This is a genomic window from Paracoccus sp. 22332 (genome assembly GCF_052045125.1).
In the GTDB taxonomy this organism is placed as follows: Bacteria; Pseudomonadota; Alphaproteobacteria; order Rhodobacterales; family Rhodobacteraceae; genus Paracoccus; species Paracoccus haematequi_A.
Genome location: NZ_JBQEOI010000002.1, coordinates 288,125 through 312,198 on the forward strand (window position 1 = coordinate 288,125; position 24,074 = coordinate 312,198).

General features: G+C 68.2%; 19 protein-coding genes. 10 read left to right on the forward strand and 9 right to left on the reverse strand.

Features of this window, described 5'->3' with window-relative positions:
* Positions 1-11 precede the first annotated feature (11 nt).
* Genes ACTJI6_RS03510 through ACTJI6_RS03525 form a run of 4 tightly spaced genes read right to left on the reverse strand, consistent with a single transcriptional unit; the run spans position 12 to position 9,401 of the window.
* Complete coding sequence (locus ACTJI6_RS03510; RefSeq protein ID WP_440797869.1) at positions 12-2,462, reverse strand: hypothetical protein; 2,451 nt, start codon at positions 2,460-2,462, stop codon at positions 12-14.
* A gap of 12 nt (positions 2,463-2,474) precedes the next feature.
* Positions 2,475-4,847 (reverse strand): hypothetical protein, encoded by a 2,373-nt coding sequence (locus tag ACTJI6_RS03515; RefSeq protein ID WP_440797871.1) that lies wholly within the window; start codon positions 4,845-4,847, stop codon positions 2,475-2,477.
* A gap of 11 nt (positions 4,848-4,858) precedes the next feature.
* Positions 4,859-7,147, reverse strand: coding sequence for a hypothetical protein (locus ACTJI6_RS03520; protein WP_440797873.1), 2,289 nt, complete (start codon positions 7,145-7,147; stop codon positions 4,859-4,861).
* Between the two features lie 16 nt (positions 7,148-7,163).
* Positions 7,164-9,401, reverse strand: a complete 2,238-nt coding sequence (locus ACTJI6_RS03525) for a hypothetical protein (protein WP_440797875.1) — start codon at positions 9,399-9,401, stop codon at positions 7,164-7,166.
* 386 nt (positions 9,402-9,787) lie between these two features.
* On the opposite strand from ACTJI6_RS03525, the gene ACTJI6_RS03530 reads away from it, so the two are divergent.
* Together ACTJI6_RS03530 and ACTJI6_RS03535 are read left to right on the forward strand one after the other, a co-directional pair.
* A complete protein-coding gene (locus ACTJI6_RS03530; RefSeq protein WP_440797877.1) occupies positions 9,788-10,210 on the forward strand; it encodes a YsnF/AvaK domain-containing protein in 423 nt (140 codons plus the stop codon).
* Positions 10,200-11,117, forward strand: coding sequence for a DUF2382 domain-containing protein (locus ACTJI6_RS03535; protein ID WP_440797879.1), 918 nt, complete (start codon positions 10,200-10,202; stop codon positions 11,115-11,117). Before ACTJI6_RS03530 ends, ACTJI6_RS03535 begins: the two co-directional genes overlap by 11 nt.
* Before the next feature lie 36 nt (positions 11,118-11,153).
* Here the strand turns inward: ACTJI6_RS03535 and fni are convergent, their stop codons facing one another.
* A complete protein-coding gene (gene fni, locus ACTJI6_RS03540) occupies positions 11,154-12,215 on the reverse strand; it encodes a type 2 isopentenyl-diphosphate Delta-isomerase (protein WP_440797881.1) in 1,062 nt (353 codons plus the stop codon).
* A gap of 66 nt (positions 12,216-12,281) precedes the next feature.
* Here fni and ACTJI6_RS03545 point away from each other — a divergent pair, with 66 nt between their 5' ends.
* Both ACTJI6_RS03545 and ACTJI6_RS03550 read left to right on the forward strand, forming a co-directional pair.
* Positions 12,282-13,229: a polyprenyl synthetase family protein gene (locus ACTJI6_RS03545; protein WP_440797883.1), complete on the forward strand. Its 948-nt coding sequence runs from the start codon at positions 12,282-12,284 to the stop codon at positions 13,227-13,229.
* Positions 13,226-13,753, forward strand: coding sequence for a sterol desaturase family protein (locus tag ACTJI6_RS03550; protein ID WP_126156230.1), 528 nt, complete (start codon positions 13,226-13,228; stop codon positions 13,751-13,753). The genes ACTJI6_RS03545 and ACTJI6_RS03550 overlap by 4 nt, the downstream gene beginning before the upstream one ends.
* Here the strand turns inward: ACTJI6_RS03550 and ACTJI6_RS03555 are convergent.
* The 3 genes from ACTJI6_RS03555 to crtY are packed head-to-tail and all read right to left on the reverse strand — an operon-like array spanning position 13,691 to position 17,228.
* On the reverse strand, positions 13,691-14,602 hold the full coding sequence (locus ACTJI6_RS03555; protein ID WP_440797886.1) for a phytoene/squalene synthase family protein: 912 nt from the start codon (positions 14,600-14,602) through the stop codon (positions 13,691-13,693). The two genes, ACTJI6_RS03550 and ACTJI6_RS03555, sit on opposite strands and share 63 nt — an antisense overlap.
* Complete coding sequence (locus ACTJI6_RS03560) at positions 14,599-16,074, reverse strand: phytoene desaturase (RefSeq protein ID WP_440797888.1); 1,476 nt, start codon at positions 16,072-16,074, stop codon at positions 14,599-14,601. Before ACTJI6_RS03560 ends, ACTJI6_RS03555 begins: the two co-directional genes overlap by 4 nt.
* The gene (crtY, locus tag ACTJI6_RS03565) at positions 16,071-17,228 is read right to left on the reverse strand and encodes a lycopene beta-cyclase CrtY (protein WP_440797890.1); all 1,158 of its coding nucleotides are present in this window, start codon (positions 17,226-17,228) and stop codon (positions 16,071-16,073) included. Before crtY ends, ACTJI6_RS03560 begins: the two co-directional genes overlap by 4 nt.
* Before the next feature lie 57 nt (positions 17,229-17,285).
* Between crtY and ACTJI6_RS03570 the strand changes: the two genes are divergently transcribed.
* Entirely contained in the window at positions 17,286-17,897 is a 612-nt protein-coding gene (locus tag ACTJI6_RS03570) for a DUF2585 family protein (RefSeq protein WP_440797892.1), read from the forward strand.
* On the opposite strand, the gene ACTJI6_RS03575 is transcribed toward ACTJI6_RS03570, so the two are convergent.
* A complete protein-coding gene (locus ACTJI6_RS03575; protein WP_440797894.1) occupies positions 17,869-19,083 on the reverse strand; it encodes a glycosyltransferase in 1,215 nt (404 codons plus the stop codon). The two genes, ACTJI6_RS03570 and ACTJI6_RS03575, sit on opposite strands and share 29 nt — an antisense overlap.
* Before the next feature lie 102 nt (positions 19,084-19,185).
* On the opposite strand from ACTJI6_RS03575, the gene ACTJI6_RS03580 reads away from it, so the two are divergent.
* From ACTJI6_RS03580 to ACTJI6_RS03600, 5 genes are all read left to right on the forward strand, one after another.
* A complete protein-coding gene (locus tag ACTJI6_RS03580; RefSeq protein WP_440797896.1) occupies positions 19,186-19,860 on the forward strand; it encodes an HAD family hydrolase in 675 nt (224 codons plus the stop codon).
* On the forward strand, positions 19,857-20,816 hold the full coding sequence (locus tag ACTJI6_RS03585) for a sugar-binding transcriptional regulator (protein WP_440797898.1): 960 nt from the start codon (positions 19,857-19,859) through the stop codon (positions 20,814-20,816). The genes ACTJI6_RS03580 and ACTJI6_RS03585 overlap by 4 nt, the downstream gene beginning before the upstream one ends.
* Before the next feature lie 137 nt (positions 20,817-20,953).
* On the forward strand, positions 20,954-22,276 hold the full coding sequence (locus tag ACTJI6_RS03590) for an ABC transporter substrate-binding protein (protein ID WP_440797900.1): 1,323 nt from the start codon (positions 20,954-20,956) through the stop codon (positions 22,274-22,276).
* A gap of 86 nt (positions 22,277-22,362) precedes the next feature.
* Positions 22,363-23,232 (forward strand): carbohydrate ABC transporter permease, encoded by an 870-nt coding sequence (locus tag ACTJI6_RS03595; RefSeq protein ID WP_440797902.1) that lies wholly within the window; start codon positions 22,363-22,365, stop codon positions 23,230-23,232.
* 10 nt (positions 23,233-23,242) lie between these two features.
* Positions 23,243-24,067, forward strand: coding sequence for a carbohydrate ABC transporter permease (locus ACTJI6_RS03600; RefSeq protein WP_126156239.1), 825 nt, complete (start codon positions 23,243-23,245; stop codon positions 24,065-24,067).
* The last annotated feature ends 7 nt before the right edge of the window (positions 24,068-24,074 follow it).

Genomic DNA, 24,074 nt, shown 5'->3' on the forward strand with positions numbered 1-24,074 from the left:
GCGCTCCGGTCTCAGGCGGTGATCTGCAAAAGGACAAGGCTGTTTTCGGTGGTGACTTCGGGCAAGGCGCGCTGCTGGCCGGTTTGCAGCATCAGCGTGGCCTGCCAGGTAAAGCTGCGCGCCGCGCGGTCCTTGAGCCGGACGACCCAGCGGGCGGGTTCGGCGGCCTCGACGAACAGGCTGGCGGTCTGGCGGAATTGGGGGTCGTCGTCGGGGGTGGCGTATCGCAGCGTGACCAGGATCCCCAGCACGCCCAGCGTGGCCATCGGTGGTCCCAGGTAGCGCAGAGTCACCTCCATCACGTCCGCCGCCGGGACGCCGACGAGGGCGAGGCCGTCTGTCAGGGGGTGGAAGTCCAGCGTCTCGATGCCGCCCCGGTCGAAGATGCGGCGTTCGCGAAGGCGGACCTCGGGCAGGGGGGCGGGGTTTGGCAGAACCACGGTGACGGGGACCGCGCGCAGGGGCTCGGTCACCTCGACCGCCGCGGCGGCGATCAGGGTTCCGCCCTGCCTGACCTCGTAATCGACCAGGACGGAGCGCAGTTCGTCCAGCGGATCGGACAGCATCACGGAAAACTGCGCGGCGGGACGCTGCGGCACCGGCAGGACGACCAGATCCAGGGGCTTGGCGCCTGCGAGATCGGGGCGCATCTCCTCGGCCAGGGGCTTCGTGGTGCCATCGGCGAAGACCGCCTCGGCGGTGATGCGGGCGGCGTCGTTGGCGTCGGCGAAGCGGATATTGGCGATGGCGGGCGCCCCGCCGGGGGTCAGCACGAAGCTGCGGCGGTCGTCGATCACCCCGTCGGGATCGACATAGGCGATGGTCGCGCGCACCTCGGACAGGTCTGGCGGCACGACGCGGGGCAGGGCGAGCGTGATCGGCTGGCGGCGCGCCAGCATCGAGGGGTGGACCGACAGTTGCCGCGCCTCGGTCCGGGTCCAGGGGCCGGTGACGGTCTGGCGCGTGTCGCCCAGGCCGAAGTCCGGCAGATAGTGCAGCGTCAACTGGTATTCATAGCCCATGTCGCCGCCGGGGTCGCGGGCGAAGACGAAGCTCGCGCGATCCTCGGCGCTGTCCAGGATCACGTCGGCGGTTTCCTTGGGCAGCCCGTCAGGGCGGCGGCCATAGCGCAGGTTGACGGTCATGGCCCGGATGCCTTCCGCCGAGAAATCGGTGCCGCCCGCGTCCACGTCGATGCGCAGCCGCGCGAAGAACGGGTGGTTCAGGCTGATCTTGTGGATCCGTGCGCGGATCTCGCGCTCCGATCCCATGAACAGCAGCGGGTTCTGCGGGCCGGTGCTGCGCTGCATCGCCGTGGTGCGCGACAGGTCATAGACCACGGTGCGCAACTCGCGCTGTTGCAACTGGCGCATGGTGAAGGTGGCCGTGGGATGGCCCAGGGCGGACGACTGTTGGGCGACCTGGCTGTTGGCTGCGGGGGCGGGCGTGCCTTCGCCCGGTTCGGGGGGCGGGGTGTTGATGTCGGTGGCGGTGGCCATTTCCCGCGCCGTCACCGCCTGGCCCATCGCCTGGCCGATGGCGGCGGGCAGGCCCTGCCGGAACATGCCGGTCGCAGCGCCGGCGGGCGGGGCGAAGACGCTGCTTTCCTCGACGGCAGGGTCGCCCAGCTTCAGGGACGGCGCGAAGAACGCCCCGGTCGCCAGTTCCTTGACCAGAGCGTCGATGCGGGTCTGGCGTTCCTTCATCGCCTCGGGCGTGGACAGTTCCAGGCTGCGCACGGTGTCGTCGATCTTGATCGCCTGATTGTCGCGCAGTTCCTCGACGATGGTGTCGATTTCGCCCGCCACGACGATGGCGTTGAAGCCGATCCGGGTGCGCAGGAAATCATAGACGCGGGAATAGTCGATCTCGATCCGCAGGCTCTCGACCTCCATCAGCCCGGTGTATTTCAGGTCATAGATGGCGATCAGCGGGCGGGCGCTGCGCCCCTGTTCTAGCAGGTCGGCGAAGAAGGCCGCGCCGTCCTGGGACAGTTGCAGCGAAAAGACCGCGCGGTTGTCGCCGTCCAGGTTGGGCACGGTGGCCCCGAACACCTTTTCCACCAGCCGGATGCCGGTGGGGCCGGGATCGCTGGCGGGCGGGCCGCTGCCGTCGGGGTTGATCGGCGCCACGCCCGTGTCCAGCCCCGCCAGCCGCACCGAGCCTTCTGTGAAGGGGATCGACACCAGCCGCGCATTGTCCCCGAACTGGCGGCGCAGTTCCCGCAGCAGCGGCTGTTCCAGCGAGCCAAGTCCGGTCGAGATCGCCAGCGTCAGGAACCCCCCGGTTTGCAGGTCGTCGGCCTGCCCGCCCTTTTCATACAGCATCAGGTCGAACATCAGCCCGGCCCGGTCGCGCGCGATGACCGGGTTCTGGGGCAGGAAGAAGAACACCTCGGGCTGGTCGGCGTCGCGATACAGCGTTACGCCCAGAAGCTCGAAACGGGTATTCAGGTCCAGCATGGTCGTGTCCCCTTAAAGGGTGCGTATCGAGATGATGAGTTGCAGGGCGTCGGTGCGGGTCTGCCACGGGCTGACGGCGGATTCGCCCGTGCTGCGGAATGTCTGGGTGCGGAAGTCGTAGGTCATCGGCTGGCCGGGGCGGCGGATCAGATCGACGGTCGCGGACGGCGTGTCGGTGGGGCCGAAGAACAGTTCCGTGGTGCGGGGGACGCCGGTCTCGTCGGGCGCGCGGATTTCCACCAGCACGGCGTCCAGCCCGGCACCGGCCAGGTCGCCGCCGATCAGCCGCACGGTCAGCGCGTCGGGCCGGGCGGCGTCCGTGCCGACGACATGGGTGGTCTCACTCCAATCCACCCAGTCGCCCTGCGAGACGATGCCGCCCTCGCGCACGGTGGACCGGATGCGGACGGTGCGGCGGTCCTCGTCCAGGATCGACCAGGACAGCGACAGCGCCGCGAAAGGCGGCGTCAGCGTGGCGCGGAAGCGGCGGCGGTAATCGGCGGGCGCGTCGTCGTATTCGATTTCCACGTCGATGCCCTCGACCGAGGGCGACAGCACGTTCGGCTGGACGATCAACTGCCGCTGCGCGCGGAAGGGCGCGTCCAGCGTGAAGAACGGCGGGTCAGCGATCTGCTGCGGCGCGGTCCAGACGCCGCCCTCGGCAAAGACATAGGTGGGCCTCAGGCGGAAGGTGCCGGGGCCTTTCTCCTCGGTTCGGATGGTCCAGTCGGCGCCGTCGGGGGCGATTTCCGCGATGGCGCGGTTGAACGGCGCCGTCAGGCGGAAGCCGCGGCTGGCGGTGAAGGCGCCCGAGGGCGTGGCAAAACCGGCCTCCAGGCTGATCTCCGCCACATCAGCGGGGATCCGGCCGGGCCGCAGCGTCAGGCGGCGATAGCCGAAATCGCCGCGCGGGTCGATCATCACCGACCGGCTGGTCGAGGTCCGGCGCGGCGTGACATAGCGGCTGCGGTCCACGGTGGCGTCCACCGGGTCGTCGAATTCATAGGCGATGTCATAGCTGACGGCCATGCTCGGCCGCCCGTTGCGGTGGAAGGCCAGCACGCGGTTGCGCTCGCCCCCCGGCCGGCAGATCAGCGGCGGCTTCACGTCCGGCGGGCGCGACGGATCGTCGTCGCCATAGGACATGCCGACCACCGCCTGGCGCAGGTTCATCTCGGCGAAGGTCTCGTCCTCGGGCAGGGACACGATGGCCTCCACGCGGTCGAAGAAGGCCGAGGCGGTGCCCAGGTTGACGACCGTGGTGTGTTCGTCGTGATCGTCGGGATCGATCAGGGTTTGCAGGAACGCCTGCGGCGCATCGGTGCGGGTGACCGGCATCCGCGACTTGTAACTGAAGGTGCCCGACAGATGCGCGGTCTCCTGTTCGAATTTCAACGTCAGGCCCAGCGATCCGCCGCTAGCCGCACCCGCCGCCGCCCCGGCCGCGCCGCCCGCCGCGTTTGCCGTTCCCGCGCGGGCCAGGGCGGCGATGGCCTGGCCCAGGCCCTGGCCCGGCGCGGGCTGCGGCGGCTGCGGCAGGGAGGGGCGGAACATCTGCTGGATCAGATCCTCCTTGAACAGGGCGATGGCCTTCTGTTCCGCCTCGCGCGCGGCATCGCTGTCGATGAAGGTCGAACTGTCGATCTGGACGACGTTCGTCTGCACCAGATGATCCACGGCGGCCTGGATGTCGGCCTTGAACCACTGCACCTGGCCTTGCAGCCCGCCTCCGAAATGACGCCGCATCTTGTCCATGTCGGCGGTGACGGTGACGTTGACGGCGGGGGACAGCCCCTCGAAGGTCAGCTCATAGACGACGCCCACGGGGGGCGAGGTCGCCTCGAACATGCCGGCCATGAAGGCCGCGCCGTCGTCTGACAGCGACAGCGAGAAGATGGATTGCAGATCGCCCAGCAGCGCGGGCACCCCGGCGCCCAGGATCGCGGTGACAAAGCGGGGCCGCCCGGCATTCGGATCGGCACCGGCCGGATCCGGCGTCACCGTGCCCAGTGTGGTATTGTCCAGCGCAAGGATGCTGGCCTTGCCCTCGGTATAGGGGATCGGCGACAGCTTGACGGCATCCTCGTCGGCCCCCGTCGCCCGCGCGACGGCCTTGCGCGCCTCTCGCAACTCGCGGTCGGTGCGGCGGCAATTGACGCCCAGGGTCAGGAAACCGCCGCCCATCTCGTCGGGGATGCGGGTGCCGGTCAGGAAGTTGTGAACCAGGGCCTCGGTATAGACCCACAGGTCGAACATCGGGCGGCCTTGGGGGCCGACCGCCATCTGCGGCGCCCCGGCGCTGTAATACCACAGCAGCGGATCCTCGTGGTCCGGGAACAGGATCACCCCGTCAGCTTCGATATGCGGCGTCTCGAAGCTGAGCATGTTCCGTCTCCCTATGCCTGGAACGTCATCTGCGGAACGCGGACCAGGACCAGATCGCGGGTCCAGTCGGTCCAGCCGCTGCCGTTCGGAAAGCCGTCGGCATCGCGCCAGTCGGCTCTGATGCGCAGTTTCGCGACCTCGGGGGCGAAGCGCGGAAAGGTCCAGGTGCCCAGGTCGGTGCCCGCCTGGTCGCCCGCGACCGCGATGCGGTGCTGGTGCCGCAGCGCGCCGTCGGACCCCAACGCCTCGGCCTGAATTTCCATCTGCGACAGGCGGTGCTGCGACAGGGGCAGACCGACCGCACGGAACCGCACGGCGCGCATCTCGACCAGTTCGCGGCCCAGGGCGATGGTGGTGTCGGTGGTCTCGCGCCAGTCGCCCTGCACGAAGCCGCGCCCCGGCATAAGCGCCGTCAGGCGATAGACCAGGGCGGCCACGGTGGGATCGGCGATGGCGTAATCGCGCTCGATCAGCGGCTGGTCGGCGGACAGGGCGATGCGTTCGTCGATGCGGACGCCGTTCGCGGCATCGTCATAGCGGATTTCCAGGAAGGCCATCGTCACCTCGGCCCAGGGCAGGGCGACGAAGAAGGTGGCGCGGCGGCGATGCGGCAGGGGATCGGGCAGGGTGATGCGCAACCCGGTCTCGGCGCGCCAGTCCAGGGCAACCGGCCCGCCCTGCGGCATCGGACGTTCGAATTGCAGCCGGTATTCGAACCGCTGCGGATCGTCGCCATGGCCGCGAAAGGTCCATTCGGATTCGGGGCTGTCCAGGGTCAGGGCCAGCATGGCGCGCTGCGTCTCGGCCCCGTCCTCCGTCCGGCGCAGGTCCACGGTGACTTGCGGGAACTGCGCGAAGGGAAAGCCCGGCGCGGCGCCGATCACCGGCTGGCGCAGGCGATAGGGACCATCGACGCGGGGGTCCGCGATCAATTCGCCCGCCCGGCCTTCGACCCACGGGCCGGTTTCCGATGGGCGCTGGCCGAAATCGGACGCCGGGTCGTAATGGCAGCGCAGCCGATAGCGATAGGGGTCGGTCAGCAGCGCGGGGTCCGCGTCCAGCAGGTTGACCGCGTAAAGCTGGCGGTCCGTGGCGTCGTGAAAGACGAAGGTTTCGGGATGCAGGTCGCCCGCGCCGCCGGGATCGGGCAGGGCGATGTCCACCTCGACCGCGAACAGGCCGTCGCTGGCGAAACGGTCCATGACGCCGACCTGAACCTCGCGCCGGGGGATCGAGGCGATGTTAACGCCGCCGATCAGCCGGTCGCGCAAGGCGGGCCAGCCGGGGCGCTGATTGCCGTCGTCGTCCAGGCGGCGGGCGAAAAGCTCGTGCCCAAGCGTCGCCTGGAACACCAAGTCGCGGCGGCGGACGGTGGTGCGGTTCAGCACCGCGCCGATCTGGCGCACGTCGCTTTCGCGCCGGGTCTTCAGCGTGAAGGAGGCGCCGGGCATCAGCGTGTCGAACAGATCCGTCACCGTCCCGGCGATGGAATCGACCAGCGTCGGGGCGGGCGGGGGCGTCGTGCCATAGGCGGGATCGAAATAGCTGTCGGTGATCCAGTCCAGCACCGCGCGTTCGGCCGCCGCCGCGTCATCCGCCGCCTCGCCGTCCATGATGACGGTATCGACTCGCACACCCGCGTTGGACAGCGCCTCGCGGGTCTGGGCCGCGATGTCGGCGCGGACATACCAGGCATTGGCCCGGAACCGCGTGTCCAGTTCCCGTTCCAGCCGCGACAGGTCGCCCGACACGCTCACCCGATAGGCCGGGTGCAGCCCCGATAGCGCCATGCGATAGACGACAAGCGCGGGCAGGGTGGGATCGCCCACGCCCGCCTCGACAAAGGCTGCGGCTGCGGCGTTGAGCGCGATCTGGAAGGTCGCGGTGTTGTTTCCCGCCATCGACGGGCGGGCGCTGCCCAGCACCGTCACCTGAAACGGGGTGCCGGGCGTGGCACCGGCGCCCTGGCCCAGCAGGGTCAGTTCCACCTGCCCGTCATCGAACAGCGGCAGGGACAGGCGCACGGGCCGCCCCAACTCGTCCGACAGGCGTTGCGCGATCCGCTGTTGCACCAGGGCAGGCACCGCCAGTTCCGTTGCCAGCGACAGGAATCCGCCCGCCACCACCGCCCCGCCCGGTCCGTCGCCCAGGTATCGCATCAGCCCGAAGGCCGGGTCGCCGTTCGGCGCATCCGCCAGCGCCGGGGCGGCGGGCAGGACGTGGAACAGGCCCGCGTCCTGGTGGTCGGCAAAAACCGGATGGCCTTCGATCAGCCGTATCGGTGGGGCAAAGGACAGCATCGCGCCCGCCCCCGCGTCAAGGCGCTGGCGGTTCGACGAACAGCCAGTCCTCGGGGTTGGTGAAGCTGGCGGTCCTGTCCTGCCCCGCGATCCGTTCGCCCGAAGCCAGGAAGTAATCCGCGCGATAGGTGTAATCCAGCTTGGCGGGATCCGCCAAGGCGACCGTCCAGACCGAGCTTTCGCCCGGCCCGCGCAGCACCGCGCCGTGCATGTCGGTCACGTCGTTGGCCGGATCGTCATAGCGCAGCGTCACCGCCACGCGCCGAACCTCGGTCCCCAGGGCCACGTCTTCGCCCGAGATGGTCAGCCGATAGACCCCGCCCGGCGCGTTGCCGACGACCACCGGCACGCCGGTCGCGTCGATGGTGCGCACCGGCAGGCTGCGGGCCGCGCCGGACTTGAACAGATGCGTTTCCGCCACCGACACGGCGCGTTTCGCCGGATCCTTCAGGGGCGCGATGAAGGTCTTGATCTTGCCCACATCGTCGGGCGCGAAGAACAGCGACTGCTGGCTGCGCACGTCGTTCGCCGCGTCCTCGTAGGTCAGCGACACCAGGATGCCGCTCAACTCGTTCCAGTCGGCGGACGGCACCACATCCAGGCGCAACTCATCCTCGAACGGGGTCGAGACCTTGATGTTCGTGGTGCCCGCAGGCGCCTCCAGCCAGGGGGTCGAGATCTTCTGCGTCGGGAAGACATGGGTGATGCGATAGCGGAAGGGCTTGACCTCGGGCGAATAGACAGGGCGCTGGATCTGGACCTGCGGGGCGTCCTTGGTCAGGCTGCGTTCCTCGGTGAAGGGGGTGACGCCGTTCCTGCGGTCCTCATAGGCCAGTTCGATGTCGATGGATTGCAGGTCGCCGTCGAAGCCTGCGGCGGGGGCGGAAAAGGTCACGTCGATCTCGCCCGGATTGGCCACCGCGATCACCTGCGCGGGGGCGACGGATGTGGCGTTCAGCAGCCGCTGCTTCAGGACCGGGCCGTTGCGGTAATGTACCTCGGCCGTGACCTGGTATTCGTTGCTGCGGCCCTTGGCTGTGACGAATTTCTGCGGCTTGTTGTCATCCTTGGTGAAGATGAAGCTTTCCGACTTCTGGATCCGCCGCCCGGTGTCGTCGGCGCTGTCATAGGACAGGTCCACGACGATGGAATGGACGTAATCCTCGAACCGTTCGAAATCGAAGCTGGTCGAGACATCGACCTCCAGCCGCTTGAAGAACGGATGGGCGATGGTGTCGACGATGATCAGGTAATCGGCGACATCGGCGGAAATGAAGGTGGGGTCGATGGTGGCGCTTGGGTTGTACTGGCGCAGGATCACGTCGGACTGGGTCAGCACCAGGTCGAAGTTCTTCTCGAAATCCTCGTTGATGAATTCCAGCCATTCGCTTTGCAGCTGTTCGGGTGTCAGGATGCCGCCGACGTTCAGCCATTGTTCGTTGATGAACTTGTCCATCGCCCCCAGGGCGAAGTCGCGCAGGTCCGAGATCATGTCGTCGTCCAGCTCGACCTCGGCGGAACCGGCACGGATGTCCAGTTCGACCAGGGAATTCTCGCGCAGGAATTCGCTGTATCCGGTGCGCTTGCGGACCTCGGTGGTGGTGTCGCCGCCCCAGAAATCCTCGTCCACGACCTGCTGGGTGGTATAGGTGGCCACCACGTTGCGGACGCGCGCGGAACTGATATGGGCCTCGATCACCACAGCGGGCAGGCGCACCTCGAATTCCAGGTTGTATTCGACTGCCGCGATGGCCCCGCCCTGACGCAGCACGTCGGCAAAGACCTGCGCGCCCTCGAAGGGCATGTCGGTGACGATGGACACGGTGTTGCGCCCGAACAGGGACGGCTTGCCCAGGTCGATACTGGTGACAAGCTGGCTGCCCGGCCCCCTGGCGATGCGCAACGCGGCGGTGCCGCTGGTGAAGTTCACCGGCCGGATCTTGGGCGTGGGGATCGGCGCGCCCGGCGAAGGCGCCTCGGCCCGCAGGATCTTCTGCGCCTCGGTCATGGCCTTGGGGCCGATGATGTCGGCGGGGGCGGTCAGGACGGTGGTCATGACCATGAAGCCGCCGCCCTGCTGCTTGCCCTCGATCGGCAGCCCGGCCTGATACAGCACGAACTGGAACTGCGGGGATCCGTCCGGGTTGCGGGCAAGCTCTACGGTGTTGGGCAGGTAATAGAAGGTCTCTTTCGCCTCGTCGTCACGAAAGAAATCGACCCCCTCGATTGAAAATCCGTCGGTCAGCGACAGCATCCGTGCGCACCCATGAAAGGTCAGGTGCCGCCGATGCGGTTCCTGACGTAAGACGAAATTGCGAAAAACAGGGATATTGCATATTTATTGACTCTGGCAGTGATGAAAGTAAAGCAATTCTTTTTGCATTATGTCGGTGTAATTGTTTTTTGAATTGCAAAGCGCATTTTATTAACAAAATCGGCATCTGGATTATTTCACCGGCACGCTTTTCGGCATCTTCGTTTCAACGTGTTAACCGATTTTGCCTATCCCTGCGGCGGCAGGCGCGCTGCGGCGGGCCTTTGCCGATGACGACATCGCGACGATGTGAACGGAACGCCGGGGGGCCGCGCCCGTTGGTCTTCACCTGGTCAGCCAGGGCCGCCCAACCCATCGGGGACCGAATGACCGACGAACCCAAGCCCGACGTTCTTCCGCTGGTGGAAGAACGGGTCGCCCTGACCAAGCGGACCATCCCGACCGGCCGCGTGCGGGTCGAGACCCGGACCGAAACCGTCCAGCAGCACCTTCCCGCCCAGCTTTCCAGCGAAGAGGTCGAGGTGGTGCGGGTGCCGGTGAACAGTCGGGTGGATGCGATGCCCCCGACTACCACCGAGGGCGACCTGACCATCATCCCGGTGGTCGAGGAGCGGCTGGTCGTCACCCGCGAACTGTATCTTCGCGAGGAGGTCCATGTCCGCCGCATCCGGCGGCAAGAAACGGTCGAAATCCCGGTCGAGACGCGCCGGCAAACTGTTCACATCGACCGTCTGTCCCCCGACGGCCAAATCCAACCCAGCAGCAAGGACCATCACGATGACCTATGACAACGATTTCGCCGCCACGGGCGGAACCTCGGTGACCGCTCTGTTCGACAGCCGCGACGACGCGCAGCGCGCCGTGGACCGGCTGACGCAGGCGGGCATTCCCACGGCCCGGATCAGGCTGGTCTCGGGCGGGTCGGACGCCGCGACCGCAACCCCCTCGCGCGACGAGGACAAGAGTTTCTGGGACAGCCTCAGCGATTTCTTCTTCCCGGACGAGGACCGCTATGCCTATGCCGAGGGGCTGTCGCGCGGCGGCTATCTGGTGACTGTGACGGGGCTTGAGGCCGCGCAATACGACACCGCCCTGGACATCCTGGACGATGAAGGCAGCGTCGATCTGGACGAGCGCACGGAAAGCTGGCGGTCGGAAGGCTGGGGCGGGTACGAAGGCAGCGACTATGCCATTCCGGCCGCCGGGGCCGGGACGCTGGCGGGCAGCCGCGCCGCGGACGATCTGGACGCGCAGACCGAATACGGCGGGCATTCGGACCAGCGGGGCATCGGCTCGGACGACGAAACGATCCCGGTCGTCCAGGAACGCCTGCGCATCGGCAAGCGCGACACCAGCCACGGCCGTGTCCGCGTCCGCGCCTATACGGTCGAGGAGCCGGTGAGCGAAAGCGTCGATCTGCGCGAGGAACGGGTGGACATCGAACGCCGCCCCGTGGACCGCGCCGTCAGCAGCGCCGACGCCGCCTTCCAGGACCGCACCCTGGAGGCCGAGGAATACCGCGAGGAAGCCGTCGTCCAGAAGGAAGCCCGCGTGGTCGAGGAAATCGGCCTGCGCAAGACCAGCGACACGCATCGCGAGACCGTTTCGGACACCGTGCGCCATACCGAGGTCGAGATCGAGGATGACCGCGACGGCACCGGCACGATCCGTCGCGACCCCGACCGGACCCTGTAAGATCGAAGGCGGCGCCCCCAGGGGCGCCGTTTTCCCTCAGCCGCGCAGCCGCGCGCGGCGCAGCCCCGCAAGATCGGCGCTGCCGGTGCAGAAACAGGCGGTGCGCAACTGCCGCAGCACGATGTCCAACTGCCGTTCCAAAGCCTGCGGCCCGTCCAGGGCCGAGGCCAGCACCGCCCCCGCCAGCGAGACCACATCCGCGCCCAGCCGAATCGCCCGCGCCGCGTCCAGTCCGGTGACGATGCCGCCCGATCCGATGATCGTCGCATCCGGGGCGGCCGCCCGTGCGGCCCGGATCGCCTCGGCGGTCGGGATGCCCCATCCCGCGAAACAGGCCGCGACCTGGGCTGCGGCGGGATCGGGCGCCCGCGCGGCCTCGACCCGCGCCCAGTCGGTGCCGCCCGCGCCCGCCACGTCGAAGATCGCGACGCCCTCGGCCGCCAGGCGGGAGACGACGCTGGCGGACAGGCCCATGCCGACCTCTTTCACGACGACCGGCACCGGCAGGTCGCGGGCCAGGGCGCCGATCCGGGCGGCCAGCCCGCGCCAGTCGCGGTCGCCCTCGGGCTGGACGGCCTCTTGCAAGGGGTTCAGGTGCAGGATCAGGGCGGATGCGCCGATGGCCTCGATCGCGCGCAGGGCCTGATCGCGGCCGAAGCCCCGGTTCAACTGCGCCGCGCCGAAATTGGCCAGGATCGGGATGTCGGGCGCCAGTTGCCGCAGCGCGCCGTCCAGGCCCGCCGCCGCGCCGCCTTCGATCATCACCCGCTGCGAGCCGACCGCCAACGGCAGGCGCAGGTGCTGGCAGACCTGCGCCAGCGTTCGGTTGATCGCGCCGGCGCGGGCAGGCCCCCCGGTCATCGACCCGATCATCACGGGGGCGTCAATGGCGTATCCCAGAAATTTGGTGGACAAATCGACATCGTGCCATGAAACTTCGGGCAGGGCGACGTGTTCGAACAGGACCGTTTCCAGTCCGGTCGTCACCGCTGCGCCCGCTTGTCCCGCAAGCACCACGTCCAGATGCTGTTCCTTCCGAGAGGTGAGTGTGAGATCAGAATCATCGTCTTGTCCAAGCGACGGATCGGGGTGGGTCATGCCTGTCAGCCCTTGTCGGTTCGCGACGGCCCGGTTCGGGCGCCGCACGCGGTGAACGACAGTCTCATGCACCGGCAGGCAAGAAACAAGGCAGGCCCGGCGTCCGATGCCCAAGTGGGCTTTGTCCGCAGGCTTGACGCGCGGATCCTGCATCACCTGTCGCATCTGTCCCCCGCCCCCGCGCGCCTGGTCGAGGCCGCGCGCGACGCGATGGGCAGCGGCAAGCGGCTGCGCCCCTATCTGCTGCACCTCGTGGCGGGCGATGACGCCGACGGCTGCGCGGTGCTGGACATGGCCGTGGCGCTGGAGATGGTCCATACCGCATCGCTGATCGTCGACGATCTGCCGTCGATGGACAACGCGACGCTGCGGCGCGGACGGCCCACCACCCATGCCCGCTTTGGCGAGGCGACCGCGATCCTGACCGCCATCGGGCTGCTGAACCAGGCGATTTCCATCGCCAACGGCCTGCCGGGCTTGGCCGACGGCCAGCGGGGCGCCCTGGTGGCGATCCTGTCGGGCGTGATGGGCTGGCAGGGGCTGGTCGCCGGGCAGGAACTGGATCTGCACGGCTTTTCCGACGCCGACCAGACGGACGGCGCCCTGGACCGCATCACCCGCATCAACGCGCTGAAGACCGGCGCGCTGCTTTGCGCGGCGGTCGAGGCGGGGGCGATCCTGGGCGGGCGCGCAGACGAGGAACGCAGCCTGCTGCGCCGCTTTGGCGAGGATCTGGGCCAGGCGTTCCAGATCGCTGACGACTTGGCCGACATGCTGTCCGACAGCGCCGCGACGGGCAAGGATTGCCGCCAGGACATCGGCAAGGAAACCTATCTGGCGGTCTTCGGCGCGGACGAGGCGCTGCGCCGCTGCCGGGCGCTGCTGGCCGCTGCGGACGACGCCCTGCTGGGCGCGGGCCTGGATCCCGGCCCGTTCCGCCACATGATCGACGCCATCTTTCAGCCGATGCTGGATCGCGTGCCGCAGGCCCGCCCGGCAAGCGCCGCGCGATGACCTGGCTGGCCCCCCTGCTGATCGTGGTCCTGACCGTCGCGGCGATGGAGTTCGTGGCCTGGTGGACCCACAAATATGTCATGCACGGTTGGGGATGGGGCTGGCACAAGTCGCATCACGAACCCCATGACGGCGGGTTCGAACTGAACGATCTTTACGCCGTCTTTTTCGCGGCCGCCTCCATCGGGCTGTTCTGGTGGGGGCAAAGCTGGTGGCCCGCGACCTGGCTGGGGGCGGGCATGACGCTGTACGGGCTGCTGTATTTCATCGCCCATGACGGGCTGGTCCACAAGCGCTGGCCCTTCACATATATCCCGCGCAAGGGCTATCTGAAGCGGCTGTATCAGGCACACCGGCTGCATCACGCGGTCGACGGCAAGGACGGCTGCGTCAGCTTCGGCTTCATCTACGCCCCGCCGGTGCCGACCCTGGTCAAGCAGTTGGACCGGAACAAGGCCGCGCTAGGGCCGGATGTAAAGTCCGCTCCGGTCGATGGCGCGGGGACGCCGCCGCAGGATCGTTGATCCAACCGCCCGAGCCGCCAGCCGCAGCTTTTCGCCCCTGGTGGTGGACAGCCGTCCGGCCCAGGCGTCCGGCCCCTGGGCGCGCAGCTTGACGCCGATCTGGCGATAGATGTTGTGGGCCGCGGCGATGGCAAGCGCCGGGCGCCGGGGCAGGGCGGCGATGCCGGTGTCGGCGCTGCGGTAATAGATCTCGGCCTGATCCAGCAGGCACAGGGCGACCCGGTGAAGGGCCGGGCGTTGGCCGGGGTCGTCTGGGTCGATCCGCTCCAGGCCTTCGGACCGCAGCAGGTCGCGGGGCAGATAGGTCCGCCCGATGCGGGCGTCGTCGATCACGTCGCGGGCGATATTGGTCAGCTGGAACGCCAGCCCCAGGTCGCTGGCGCGGTCCAGAACGCCGTCGTCCCGGACGCCCATGATCCGCGCCATCATCACGCCCACCACCCCCGCGACGTGATAGCAATAGTCCAGCAGGTCGGTCATGTCGCGATAGACGCGGCCCTCGACGTCCATCGCGAAGCCGTTCAGCAGTTCATCGACATGCCGGTGCGGAATGTCCCGCGCCGCCACCACGCGGGCCAGCCCGGCATAGACCGGCGCCGACGGCTGGCCTGCCAGCGCGCGGTGGGTCAGGTCGCGCAGTTCGGCCAGCCGCGCGGCAGGGTCGTGCGCCGCGCCCGTGGCAAAGCCTGCCTCCTGCCCGTCGATCACGTCATCCGCGTGGCGGCACCAAGCATACAGCATCACGCAGTCGTCGTGCATTCCGGACGGCAGGAAGCGCGAGGCCATGGCGAAGCTTTTCGACCCGACCGCGATGGATTGCCGGGCCTGGTCCAGCGTTGCATCGGTCATCGGGCATCCTTCAGCATCAGCGAGGCGGTCGCCTCGGCCGAACCCACCACGCCGGGGATGCCCGCGCCGGGATGGGTGCCCGCGCCGACGATATACAGGTTTTCCAGCCGGTCGTCGCGATTATGGGGACGGAACCAGGCGCTTTGGGTCAGGATCGGCTCGATGGAAAAGGCCGATCCCAGATGGGCGTTCAGTTCCGACCGGAAATCCAGCGGCGTGAAATGCCGCACCGTCATCAGATCGCGCCGCAGGTGCGGGATATAGCGGGCCTCCAGATAATCCAGGATCCGGTCGCGATACGCCGCCGCCGCCTGGTCCCAGCCGGGATCCACGGTTCCCAGATGCGGCACCGGGGCCAGGACGTAATAGGCGCTGCACCCAGGCGGGGCGAGGTCCGGGTCCGTGACCGAGGGGGCATGCAGATACAGCGAGAAGTCCTGGGCCAGTTCCTTACCCGCGAAGATTTCTCCAATCAGTTCGCGATAGCGCGGGCCGAACAGGACCATGTGATGCCGCAGATCCGGCCGCAGCCCGCGCAGGCCGAAATAGACCACGAACAGCGACATGGAATGGCGTTTCGCCGCCAGTCTGTCGCCCTTGGAATCGTCCAGCAGGTTGCGATAGGTGTGGACCACATCGGCATTGCTGGCGATCATGTCGAAGGCATGGCGCGCGCCCATGGCGTGAACGGCGGTGGCGCGGTCGCCTTCGGTCTCGATCCGGTCGATGGGGGCTTTCAGGTGGATGGTGCCGCCCAGTTCCCGGAACAGCCGCACCATGCCCGCGACCAGCGCGCCGGTGCCGCCTTTGGCGAACCAGACGCCGCCCTTGCGTTCCAGCGCGTGGATCAGCGCATAGATGGACGAGGTGGTGAACGGGTTCCCCCCCACCAGCAGCGTGTGAAAGCTGAAGGCCTGGCGCAGGCGTTCGTCCCGGATATGCCGCGCCACCATGGAATGAACCGACCGCCAGGCTTGCAACCGCGCCAGTTGCGGGGCGGCACGGATCATGTCCGAAAAATGCAGGAAGGGGACGGCGCCCAGCTTTTCATAGCCTTCGCGATAGACATCGCGGGAATAGGCCAGGAACCGGCGATAGCCCTGGACATCGGGCGGGTTGATCGCGCGGATCTGACGCTCGATCGCGTCCTGGTCGTCGGCATAGTCGAAGACGGTGCCGTCTTCCCAGCACAGCCGATAGAACGGATCGACCGGCAGCAGCGTCACATGGTCCGCCATGTCGCGGCCGGACAGGCGCCACAGCCTCCCAAGGCAATCGGGATCGGTGATGACCGTCGGCCCGGCGTCGAAGGTGAAGCCCGCGTCGTGATAGACATAGGCACGCCCGCCCGGCTTGTCGCGCTTTTCGAAGACCGTCGTGGCCACCCCCGCGCTTTGCAGCCGGATGGCAAGCGCCAGTCCGCCCAGCCCCGCGCCAATGACGGCGGCCGTCTTGCCGGAGGGCTGCGTCATGCGGGATCCGCCCGCAGCGCGCCGGGCAGGCAGCGCAGGGCGCGGCCCACCGGGACGGGCGGACGGCCCGTCAGGATGCGGGCCTTGTCGGCCAGGGTGCTGCGCCCGGCATAGAACCGCTCGATCAACGGTTCGGGCAGGCCATAGAAGCGCGCCATCACGCGGCGGCGTTCGTCGGGGGCGGCGGCCTCGAACAGCATCCGTGACAGCAGGCGGTAAAAGCCCTGCGCCCTGGCGTCGGCCAGCGAGGTTCGGCGCAACTCTCGGGCCAGCGCGCGGGGGCCCTGGCGCCAATGCCGCGCGATCAGATCGGCGTCGCGCACCGCATGGGGCAGGCTGTAGCCAGTCAGCGGATGGAACCGCATCGCGCGCAGGCCGATGGTGGGAACGTCCGCGGGCAGGCCGCGCCAGAAGGCGTCGGGGTCGAAGCGCAGGGCGATGGGCAGCACGCCGCTTTCCTCTCGGATCACCTCGGCCACCTGCCAGCCCTGGCCGGCGGCATAGGCGGCGATGGCCGCGCGCTGATCGCTGGCCGACAGTGCGGCGGCATCCGAATAATAGGTCGCCTCGACCAGCAGGCGGGTGTCGTCGAAAGGCAGCAGATAGAAGAAGCGGTATCCGTCCAGCTGCGGCACGGTCGCGTCCATGATGACGGGCCGGGTCAAGCCGTGGGGCGCGGCCAGGCGCAGTTCCTGGCCCAGGAATTTCTGGAACCGCACCTGGATCGCCGGATGGGGAACGAAGCCGCGCGCGTCAAGGACCAGATCCGCGTCGATCCGCCTGCCATCCGCCAGCGAGACGCCCCCCGCGTCGACCGACGCGACCCTTGCCGTCAGCCGCGCCACCCCCGGCACCCCTGCAAGCGCAGCGCCCAGGCTGTCCGCGTCCAACGAGGCATAGCCGGATCGCAGCCAGCGCGTCCGGCCCGGAAAACGCACCTGCTGGCCGTCCCAGGCGCGGCGGATCGCGGGGGCCAGCCAGGCGCGCTGGCTGGCGTGGATATCGCCCGCATGGAAGGACCAGGTGTGGCCCGCCAGCGGATCGGCCCTCTGATCGATCAGCAGCACACGCGCCGCCCCTGCCAGCCGCAGCGCCGCAAGCGAGGCCGAAAGCCCCGCGCCGGCAATCACGACCTGGGCGGCCTGATGTGTCATAACCCCTTGGATCTCTGGCCTCTTGCCTCTGCTGTCCGCAGCCTTACTGTGGTAACGATGACAAACGAGAACCGTTCCGTCCCGCCGTTTTCCCCTGAACGATCCGCCAGCCTGACGCTGGATGCAAGCGAATTGCCGCAACCGCGCGGACGGGGGCGGCAGGCCGCCCTGCTGATCGGCCTCGCGCTTCTGGGCAAGCTGGTGTTGCTGGCGATCCTGGGTCGCCCGGCAGGCTGCGATTGCGGGCAGATCTGGGCCATGCCGGGGCAGGCGGGGCTGAATTCGCGGACCCTGCTGGATCCCTATAGCCTGCTGCACCTGATCTTCGGCGCGGTGCTGGTCAAGCTGGTGCGGTGGAAGCGGCCCGACTGGCCGTTGTGGACGCTGCTGGCGGCGGTGATCGTCAGCAGCACGGTGTGGGAGGTGGCCGAGAACCTGCCTTTCACCATCGCGATGTTCGGCTATGACCCTGGCGATCCGCTGGCCTATCGGGGCGACAGCATCGCCAATTCCTTCAGCGACACGGCCGCCGCCGCCCTGGGGGCGGTCCTGGCCCTGCCGCTGGCCGGATGGGTCGTCGCCGCCGCCGCCGTGGCGGTCGAGCTGGGCCTGTCGCTGTGGATCGGCGACGGCTATCTGATCACGCTGTGGCGCGCCCTGGGGTTCTGATCGCGGCCTCGATCCGGTCTACGGCCGCCGCCGCCCCGCCCCAGCCGTCGGCCTGTGCGGCGAATCCCTGCGCGGTCCGGCGGTAACGCGGATCGTCCAGCACGTCTCGCACCGCCTGCGCGATCGACGCCGTGCCGCGCTGCCAGGGATGCAGCCGCAGGCCCGCGCCGCAATGGGCGATGCGCGCGGCCACGCCCGGCTGGTCATGGGTCAGCGGCAGGGCCAGCATCGGCACGCCCGCCGCCAGGCATTCAAGCGCGGTGTTCAGCCCGGCATGGGTCACGCACAGGTCGGCGCGTTCCAGCACCGCCTGCTGCGGCACGAAGCCGCGCACCCAGTCGGCGGGGATCGCCTGCGCCTGGGCCTCGGTCAGCGACCCGGCATGGGACACCAGCACCTGCGCACCCCTCTGCCGGCAAGCCCGCGCGATCCGCGCCAGAAGCCCGGCGCGGTGCCCCTGCAAGGTGCCAAGCGAGGCATAGACGAAGGGCCGTGCCGGATCGGGCCGGATGTCGGCGGGAAAATCCTGTGTTGCATGGCCGCGCCGGAAGGGGCCAAGCTGGGCGATATGCGCGCCGTTCAGGGGGCGGGGATAGTCGAAGCCCGGCGCCATCTGCGACAGCGTCAGGCCGGGGGACAGGCAGTCCTGCAAGCGGCGCAGATCGCCCAGGCCCAAGGCCCGCGCCCAGCGGCGGATCGTCCGCGATTGCGGCGTCATCAGCAGGTCGGCCACCCGTTCGCCCCCGGCATTGCGGCGCAGTCCCTGGGCGGTGGGATCGTGCGGCCAGCCCAGGAACGGCAGGGGGATGCCCGGTTCGGGATCCATCGGCACCGCGCAGGCGACCGAGACCAGCGGCACCCCGACTGCGCGCGCCAGCAGGCCCGAGGCAGGCTCCATCTGGTCGCCCAGGATCAGGTCGGGCGACAGGCCGCGCAGAACCGCCAGGCCGTCGCGGCACAGACGGTCGGTGCGGCGCGCGCCCGCGACGATCTCGGCCAGCAGGCGGCGGGGCTGGGGGCGGACGGGCGGGCCGGGCAGGGTCACTTGTGCCGCGCCGCCTTGCACGGCGGTGCCGGGTTCGGTCAGGAAGATCGCCTGATGGCCCCGGCGGGTCAGTTCCTGGGCCAACGCCTCGAAGGCGCGCAGGTGGCTGGGCAGGGGCGGGCAGATCAGGACGGCGCGCATGGAACCTCGGGGGATAGGGGCAGGGCCGTCCTGCCACAAACGCCGCCGGGTTGCACTTGTGCTTTCGCGCCGGATCGCCTCTGGTCAGGGGCAGGGGGGACCGTGACCATCGATCTGATCATCTTCGATTGCGACGGCGTGATGGCCGACAGCGAGGTTCTGTCGGCCGCGGTCCTGATCGACCAGCTTGCAGTGCTTGGCATCGTCGTGACCGCCGCCGACGTGCGGCGCGATTTTCTGGGCCGCAGCTTCCCGACCGTCGCGCAGTCGATCCGCCAGCGGTGGGGGCGGCCTTTGCCCGACAGTTTCGAAGCCGATTACCGCGCCCGCCTGCTGGACCGCTTTTCCGCCGAGTTGCGGCCGACGCCCGGTTTCCCGGCGGTGCTGGACGGGCTGGGGATCCCGGCCTGCGTCGCCACCTCGTCCAGCCCGCAGCGGGTAGGGCATACGCTGCGGGTGCTGGGGCTGGCCGATCGGTTCGGGGACCGGGTCTTCACCGCCAGCCAGGTCCGCCATGGCAAGCCCGCGCCCGACCTGTTCCTGCTGGCCGCGGCGCGGATGGGCTGCCCGCCCGCATCAACCCTGGTGATCGAGGACAGCGCCCCCGGAATCGCCGCCGCCCTGGCCGCCCGAATGCGCGTCCTGCATTACGCGGGCGGCGCGCATCTGCGCGGGGCCGAGCCGATGGCGCTGCCGCGCGGCGTCCGCTCCTTTGACAATTGGGCAGAGTTTCCGCAACTGTTGGCAAACCTTCAGCAAGAGGCGGCGACCCGGTGAACGCAGGACGATTCAGCCCCGAAGCGGTGCGCCTGGACGATGCGGCGCGGGCCGGCTGGCTGTATTACGTCGCGGGCAATACCCAGGACGAAATCGCCCGCAAGCTGGGCGTCAGCCGCCAGTCCGCGCAGCGCCTTGTGGCGATGGCGGTCAGCGAAAAGCTGATCAAGGTGCGGCTGGACCACCCCATCGCCCGCTGCATGGATCTGGCGGGCGCGCTGTCGGAGCGCTTCGGGCTGATGTCCTGCGAGATCGTGCCTTCGGACCCGGATGCGCCGGGGCTGATCACCGGCGTCGCCATCGCGGCGGCGGCCGAACTGGAACGGGTGCTGAAATCGCCCGACCGTCGCATCGTCAGCCTGGGCACGGGCCGGGCGCTGAAGGCCACGGTCGAACAACTGCCGCGCATGTCCTGTCCGCAGCATGTGGTGGTGTCGCGGCTGGGCAACATGATGCAGGACGGATCGGCGTCACCCTATAACGCGACGATCAGCCTGGCCGAGCGGATCGGCGCGCCGCATTACCCCTATCCCCTTCCGGTGCTGGCGCGGAACCCCGCCGAACTGGCCGCCATGCGCAACCAGGAAGCGGTGCGGAACACCATCGATCTGTGCCAGCAGGCCGACCTGTCGTTGGTCGGCATCGGCCAGATGGACCGCAGCGCGCCGCTGTTCGTGGACGGTTTCGTCAGCGCCGAGGAAATGGACCAGCTTGCCGCCCTTGGCGCGGCCGGTGAGATCACCAGTTGGGTCTATGACAGCGAAGGCCGGGTGATCGACTGCGCCTTCAACGCCCGCGTCGCCTCGGCCCCGCTGCCGCGCGCGGCGGAACGCCCGGTCATCGCCGTCGCCACCGGCGAGGCGAAGCTGCCGGCGATTCGGGCGGCCCTGGTCGGACGGCTGGTCAACGGCCTGATCACGTCCGAGGCCACGGCGGAACGCCTGCTGACCCTCTGAACCCCTTTAGCCTTGTGAAGGTTTGCGCCTGGGCAGATGCCCCGGCCGGGCAAATTTTGCCGATTGACAGAGCGCGTGCGGTTTGTGAATATTTGCCCGTCGATGTGGCAAATGCCCAAACGACAAGGGAGGATAGCATGACCATCACTCTTCGCGCCCTGCTGGGTGCGACGGCGCTGTGCGCCACCGCCGGCATCGCGGGCGCGCAGGACAATGTGACCCTGACCGTCGCCACGGTGAACAACGGCGACATGATCCGGATGCAGGGCCTGACCAGCGAATTCACCGCAGCCAATCCCGGCATCACCGTCGAATGGGTGACGCTTGAGGAAAACATCCTGCGCGAGCGGGTCACCACCGACATCGCCACGCAGGGCGGGCAGTACGACGTGCTGACCATCGGCACCTACGAGGTTCCGATCTGGGCCAAGCAGAACTGGCTGGTGCCGCTGGAATTCGACGACGCCTACGGGGTGGACGACCTGATCCCGGCCGTGCGGGACGCGCTGTCGGTGGACGGCAGGCTGTATGCCGCGCCCTTCTATGCCGAATCGGCGATGGTGATGTACCGCACCGACCTAGCCGAGGCCGCCGGGGTGACGATCCCCGAAAATCCGACCTGGACCGACATTATGACCGCCGCCAAGGCGATGACCGACAAGTCCAAGGAACAGTACGGCATCTGCCTGCGCGGCAAGCCCGGCTGGGGCGAGAACATGGCCTTCCTGACCGCCATGGCCAACAGCTATGGCGCGCGGTGGTTCGACACCGACTGGAAACCCCAGTTCGACAGCCCCGAATGGCAGGCCACGCTGACCGATTACCTGACGATGATGAACGAATACGGCCCTCCCGGCGCGTCGTCGAACGGCTTCAACGAAAACCTGTCGCTGTTCCAGCAGGGCAAGTGCGGCATCTGGATCGACGCCACCGTCGCCGCCAGCTTCGTGACCGACCCCGAGGACTCGACGGTCGCCGACAAGGTGGGCTTCGCCAAGTTTCCCAACAAGGACGGCGTGGACAACCACGGCAACTGGCTGTGGGCCTGGAACCTGGCGATCCCGGCCTCGTCGGACGCGCAGGACCCGGCCAAGACCTTCATCGCCTGGGCCACGTCCAAGGGCTATACGGACCTGGTCGCCAGCAAGGAAGGCTGGCGCGCGGCGCCTCCGGGCACCCGGACCTCGCTTTACGAGAACCCTGAATACCAGAAAGAGGCGCCCTTCGCGGCGATGACCCTGACGGCGATCAACGCGGCCAATACGCAGAAATCCTCGGTCCAGGACATTCCCTATACCGGCGGGCAATTCGTGGCGATCCCGGAGTTCCAGGGGATCGGGACCGCCGTGGGGCAGCAGTTCTCGGCGGCCTTGGCGGGGCAGGCTTCGGCGGCTGATGCCCTGGCTGCCGCGCAGGCCAACACCACGCGCGAGATGACGCGGGCCGGCTATATCAAGTGACGCATGACCCGCGCCGCCTGGGGAACCGGGCGGCGCGGATCCGGGGGCGCGCCTGTCGCGCCTGGGAGGATAGAGGAGTTTCGGCCATGGCCACTCGCCAGACCCAGGGGCTTGCCCGGCTGATGCGCGCGCCCGCCATCATCCTGCTGTTTCTGTGGATGATCGTGCCGCTGGGCATGACGCTGTACTATTCGTTCCTGAACTACAATCTGCTCACTCCCGGCATGACCAGTTGGGCGGGCTGGTTCAACTATCAGTATTTCTACAGCGATCCGGCCTTTTTCGCGGCCATCTGGAATACGCTGGTGCTGGTGCTGGGGGTGCTGGCGATCACCGTGATCGGCGGGATCGCCATCGCCATGCTGATCGACAAGCCGATCTGGGGGCAGGGGATCGTGCGGATCCTGGTGATCAGCCCGTTCTTCGTGATGCCGCCGGTGGCCGCGCTGATCTGGAAGAACATGATCATGCACCCGTCCTATGGGGTGCTGGCCGACATCGCCCGGTTCTTCGGCGCCAGTCCGGTGGACTGGTTCGCGCAATATCCGCTGACCTCGATCATCCTGATCGTCGCCTGGCAATGGCTGCCCTTCGCGACGCTGATCCTGCTGACCGCGCTGCAATCGCTGGACACCGAGCAGATGGAGGCGGCCGAGATGGACGGCGCCCCCGCCCACGCCCGGTTCCTGTACCTGGTGCTGCCGCACATGGCGCGCGCGATCACCGTGGTGATCCTGATCCAGACGATCTTCCTGCTGGGCATCTATGCCGAGATCCTGGTGACGACCAATGGCGGCCCCGGCACCGCATCGACCAACCTGACCTTCCTGATCTATCGCGCCGCGCGCCTGAACTTCGACATCGGCGGGGCGGCGGCGGGGGGCATCATCGCCGTGATCCTGGCCAACCTGGTCGCGATCTTCCTGATGCGCGCCGTCGGCCGCAACCTGGACTGAGGGGGAACACATGGCCCGCGCAACGTCCAAGAATGCAAGGATCGGCTGGACCGTCGCCGCATGGTTCGTGGCCCTGCTGATCTTCTTTCCGATCCTTTACACGATCATCACCAGCTTGAAGACGGAACAGGAAGCCATCGCGGGCTTCAACCTGATCCCATCCTTCACGCTGGAAAGCTATCAGACGGTGCAAAGCCAGAACAATTACTGGCGGCCCTTCACCAATTCGGTGATCCTGGCGGTGGGATCGACGCTGCTGGCCCTGGTCGTGGCGATCCCGGCGGCCTGGGCGATGGCGTTCTCGCCCACCAAACGCACCAAGGACATCCTGATGTGGATGCTGTCCACCAAGATGATGCCTGCGGTGGCGGTGCTGGTACCGATCTATCTGATCTTCCTGCGCACCGGCCTGATGGACACCCGCATCGGCCTGACGATCCTGCTGATGCTGATCAACCTGCCGATCGTGGTCTGGATGCTGTATACCTATTTCCGCGAGATTCCGGGCGAGATCCTGGAGGCCGCGCGGATGGACGGCGCGTCCCTGCGCGACGAGATCCTGTATGTGCTGACGCCGATGGCGGTGCCCGGCATCGCGTCCACGCTGCTTCTGAACATCATCCTGGCCTGGAACGAGGCGTTCTGGACCATCCAGCTGACCACCACCAACGCGGCGCCCCTGTCGGCCTTCATCGCCAGCTTCTCCAGCCCGCAGGGGCTGTTCTGGGCGAAGCTGTCGGCGGCGTCCACCATGGCGATCGCGCCGATCCTGATCCTGGGCTGGTTCAGCCAGAAGCAACTGGTCCGCGGCCTGACCTTCGGCGCCGTGAAATAAGGGGAAC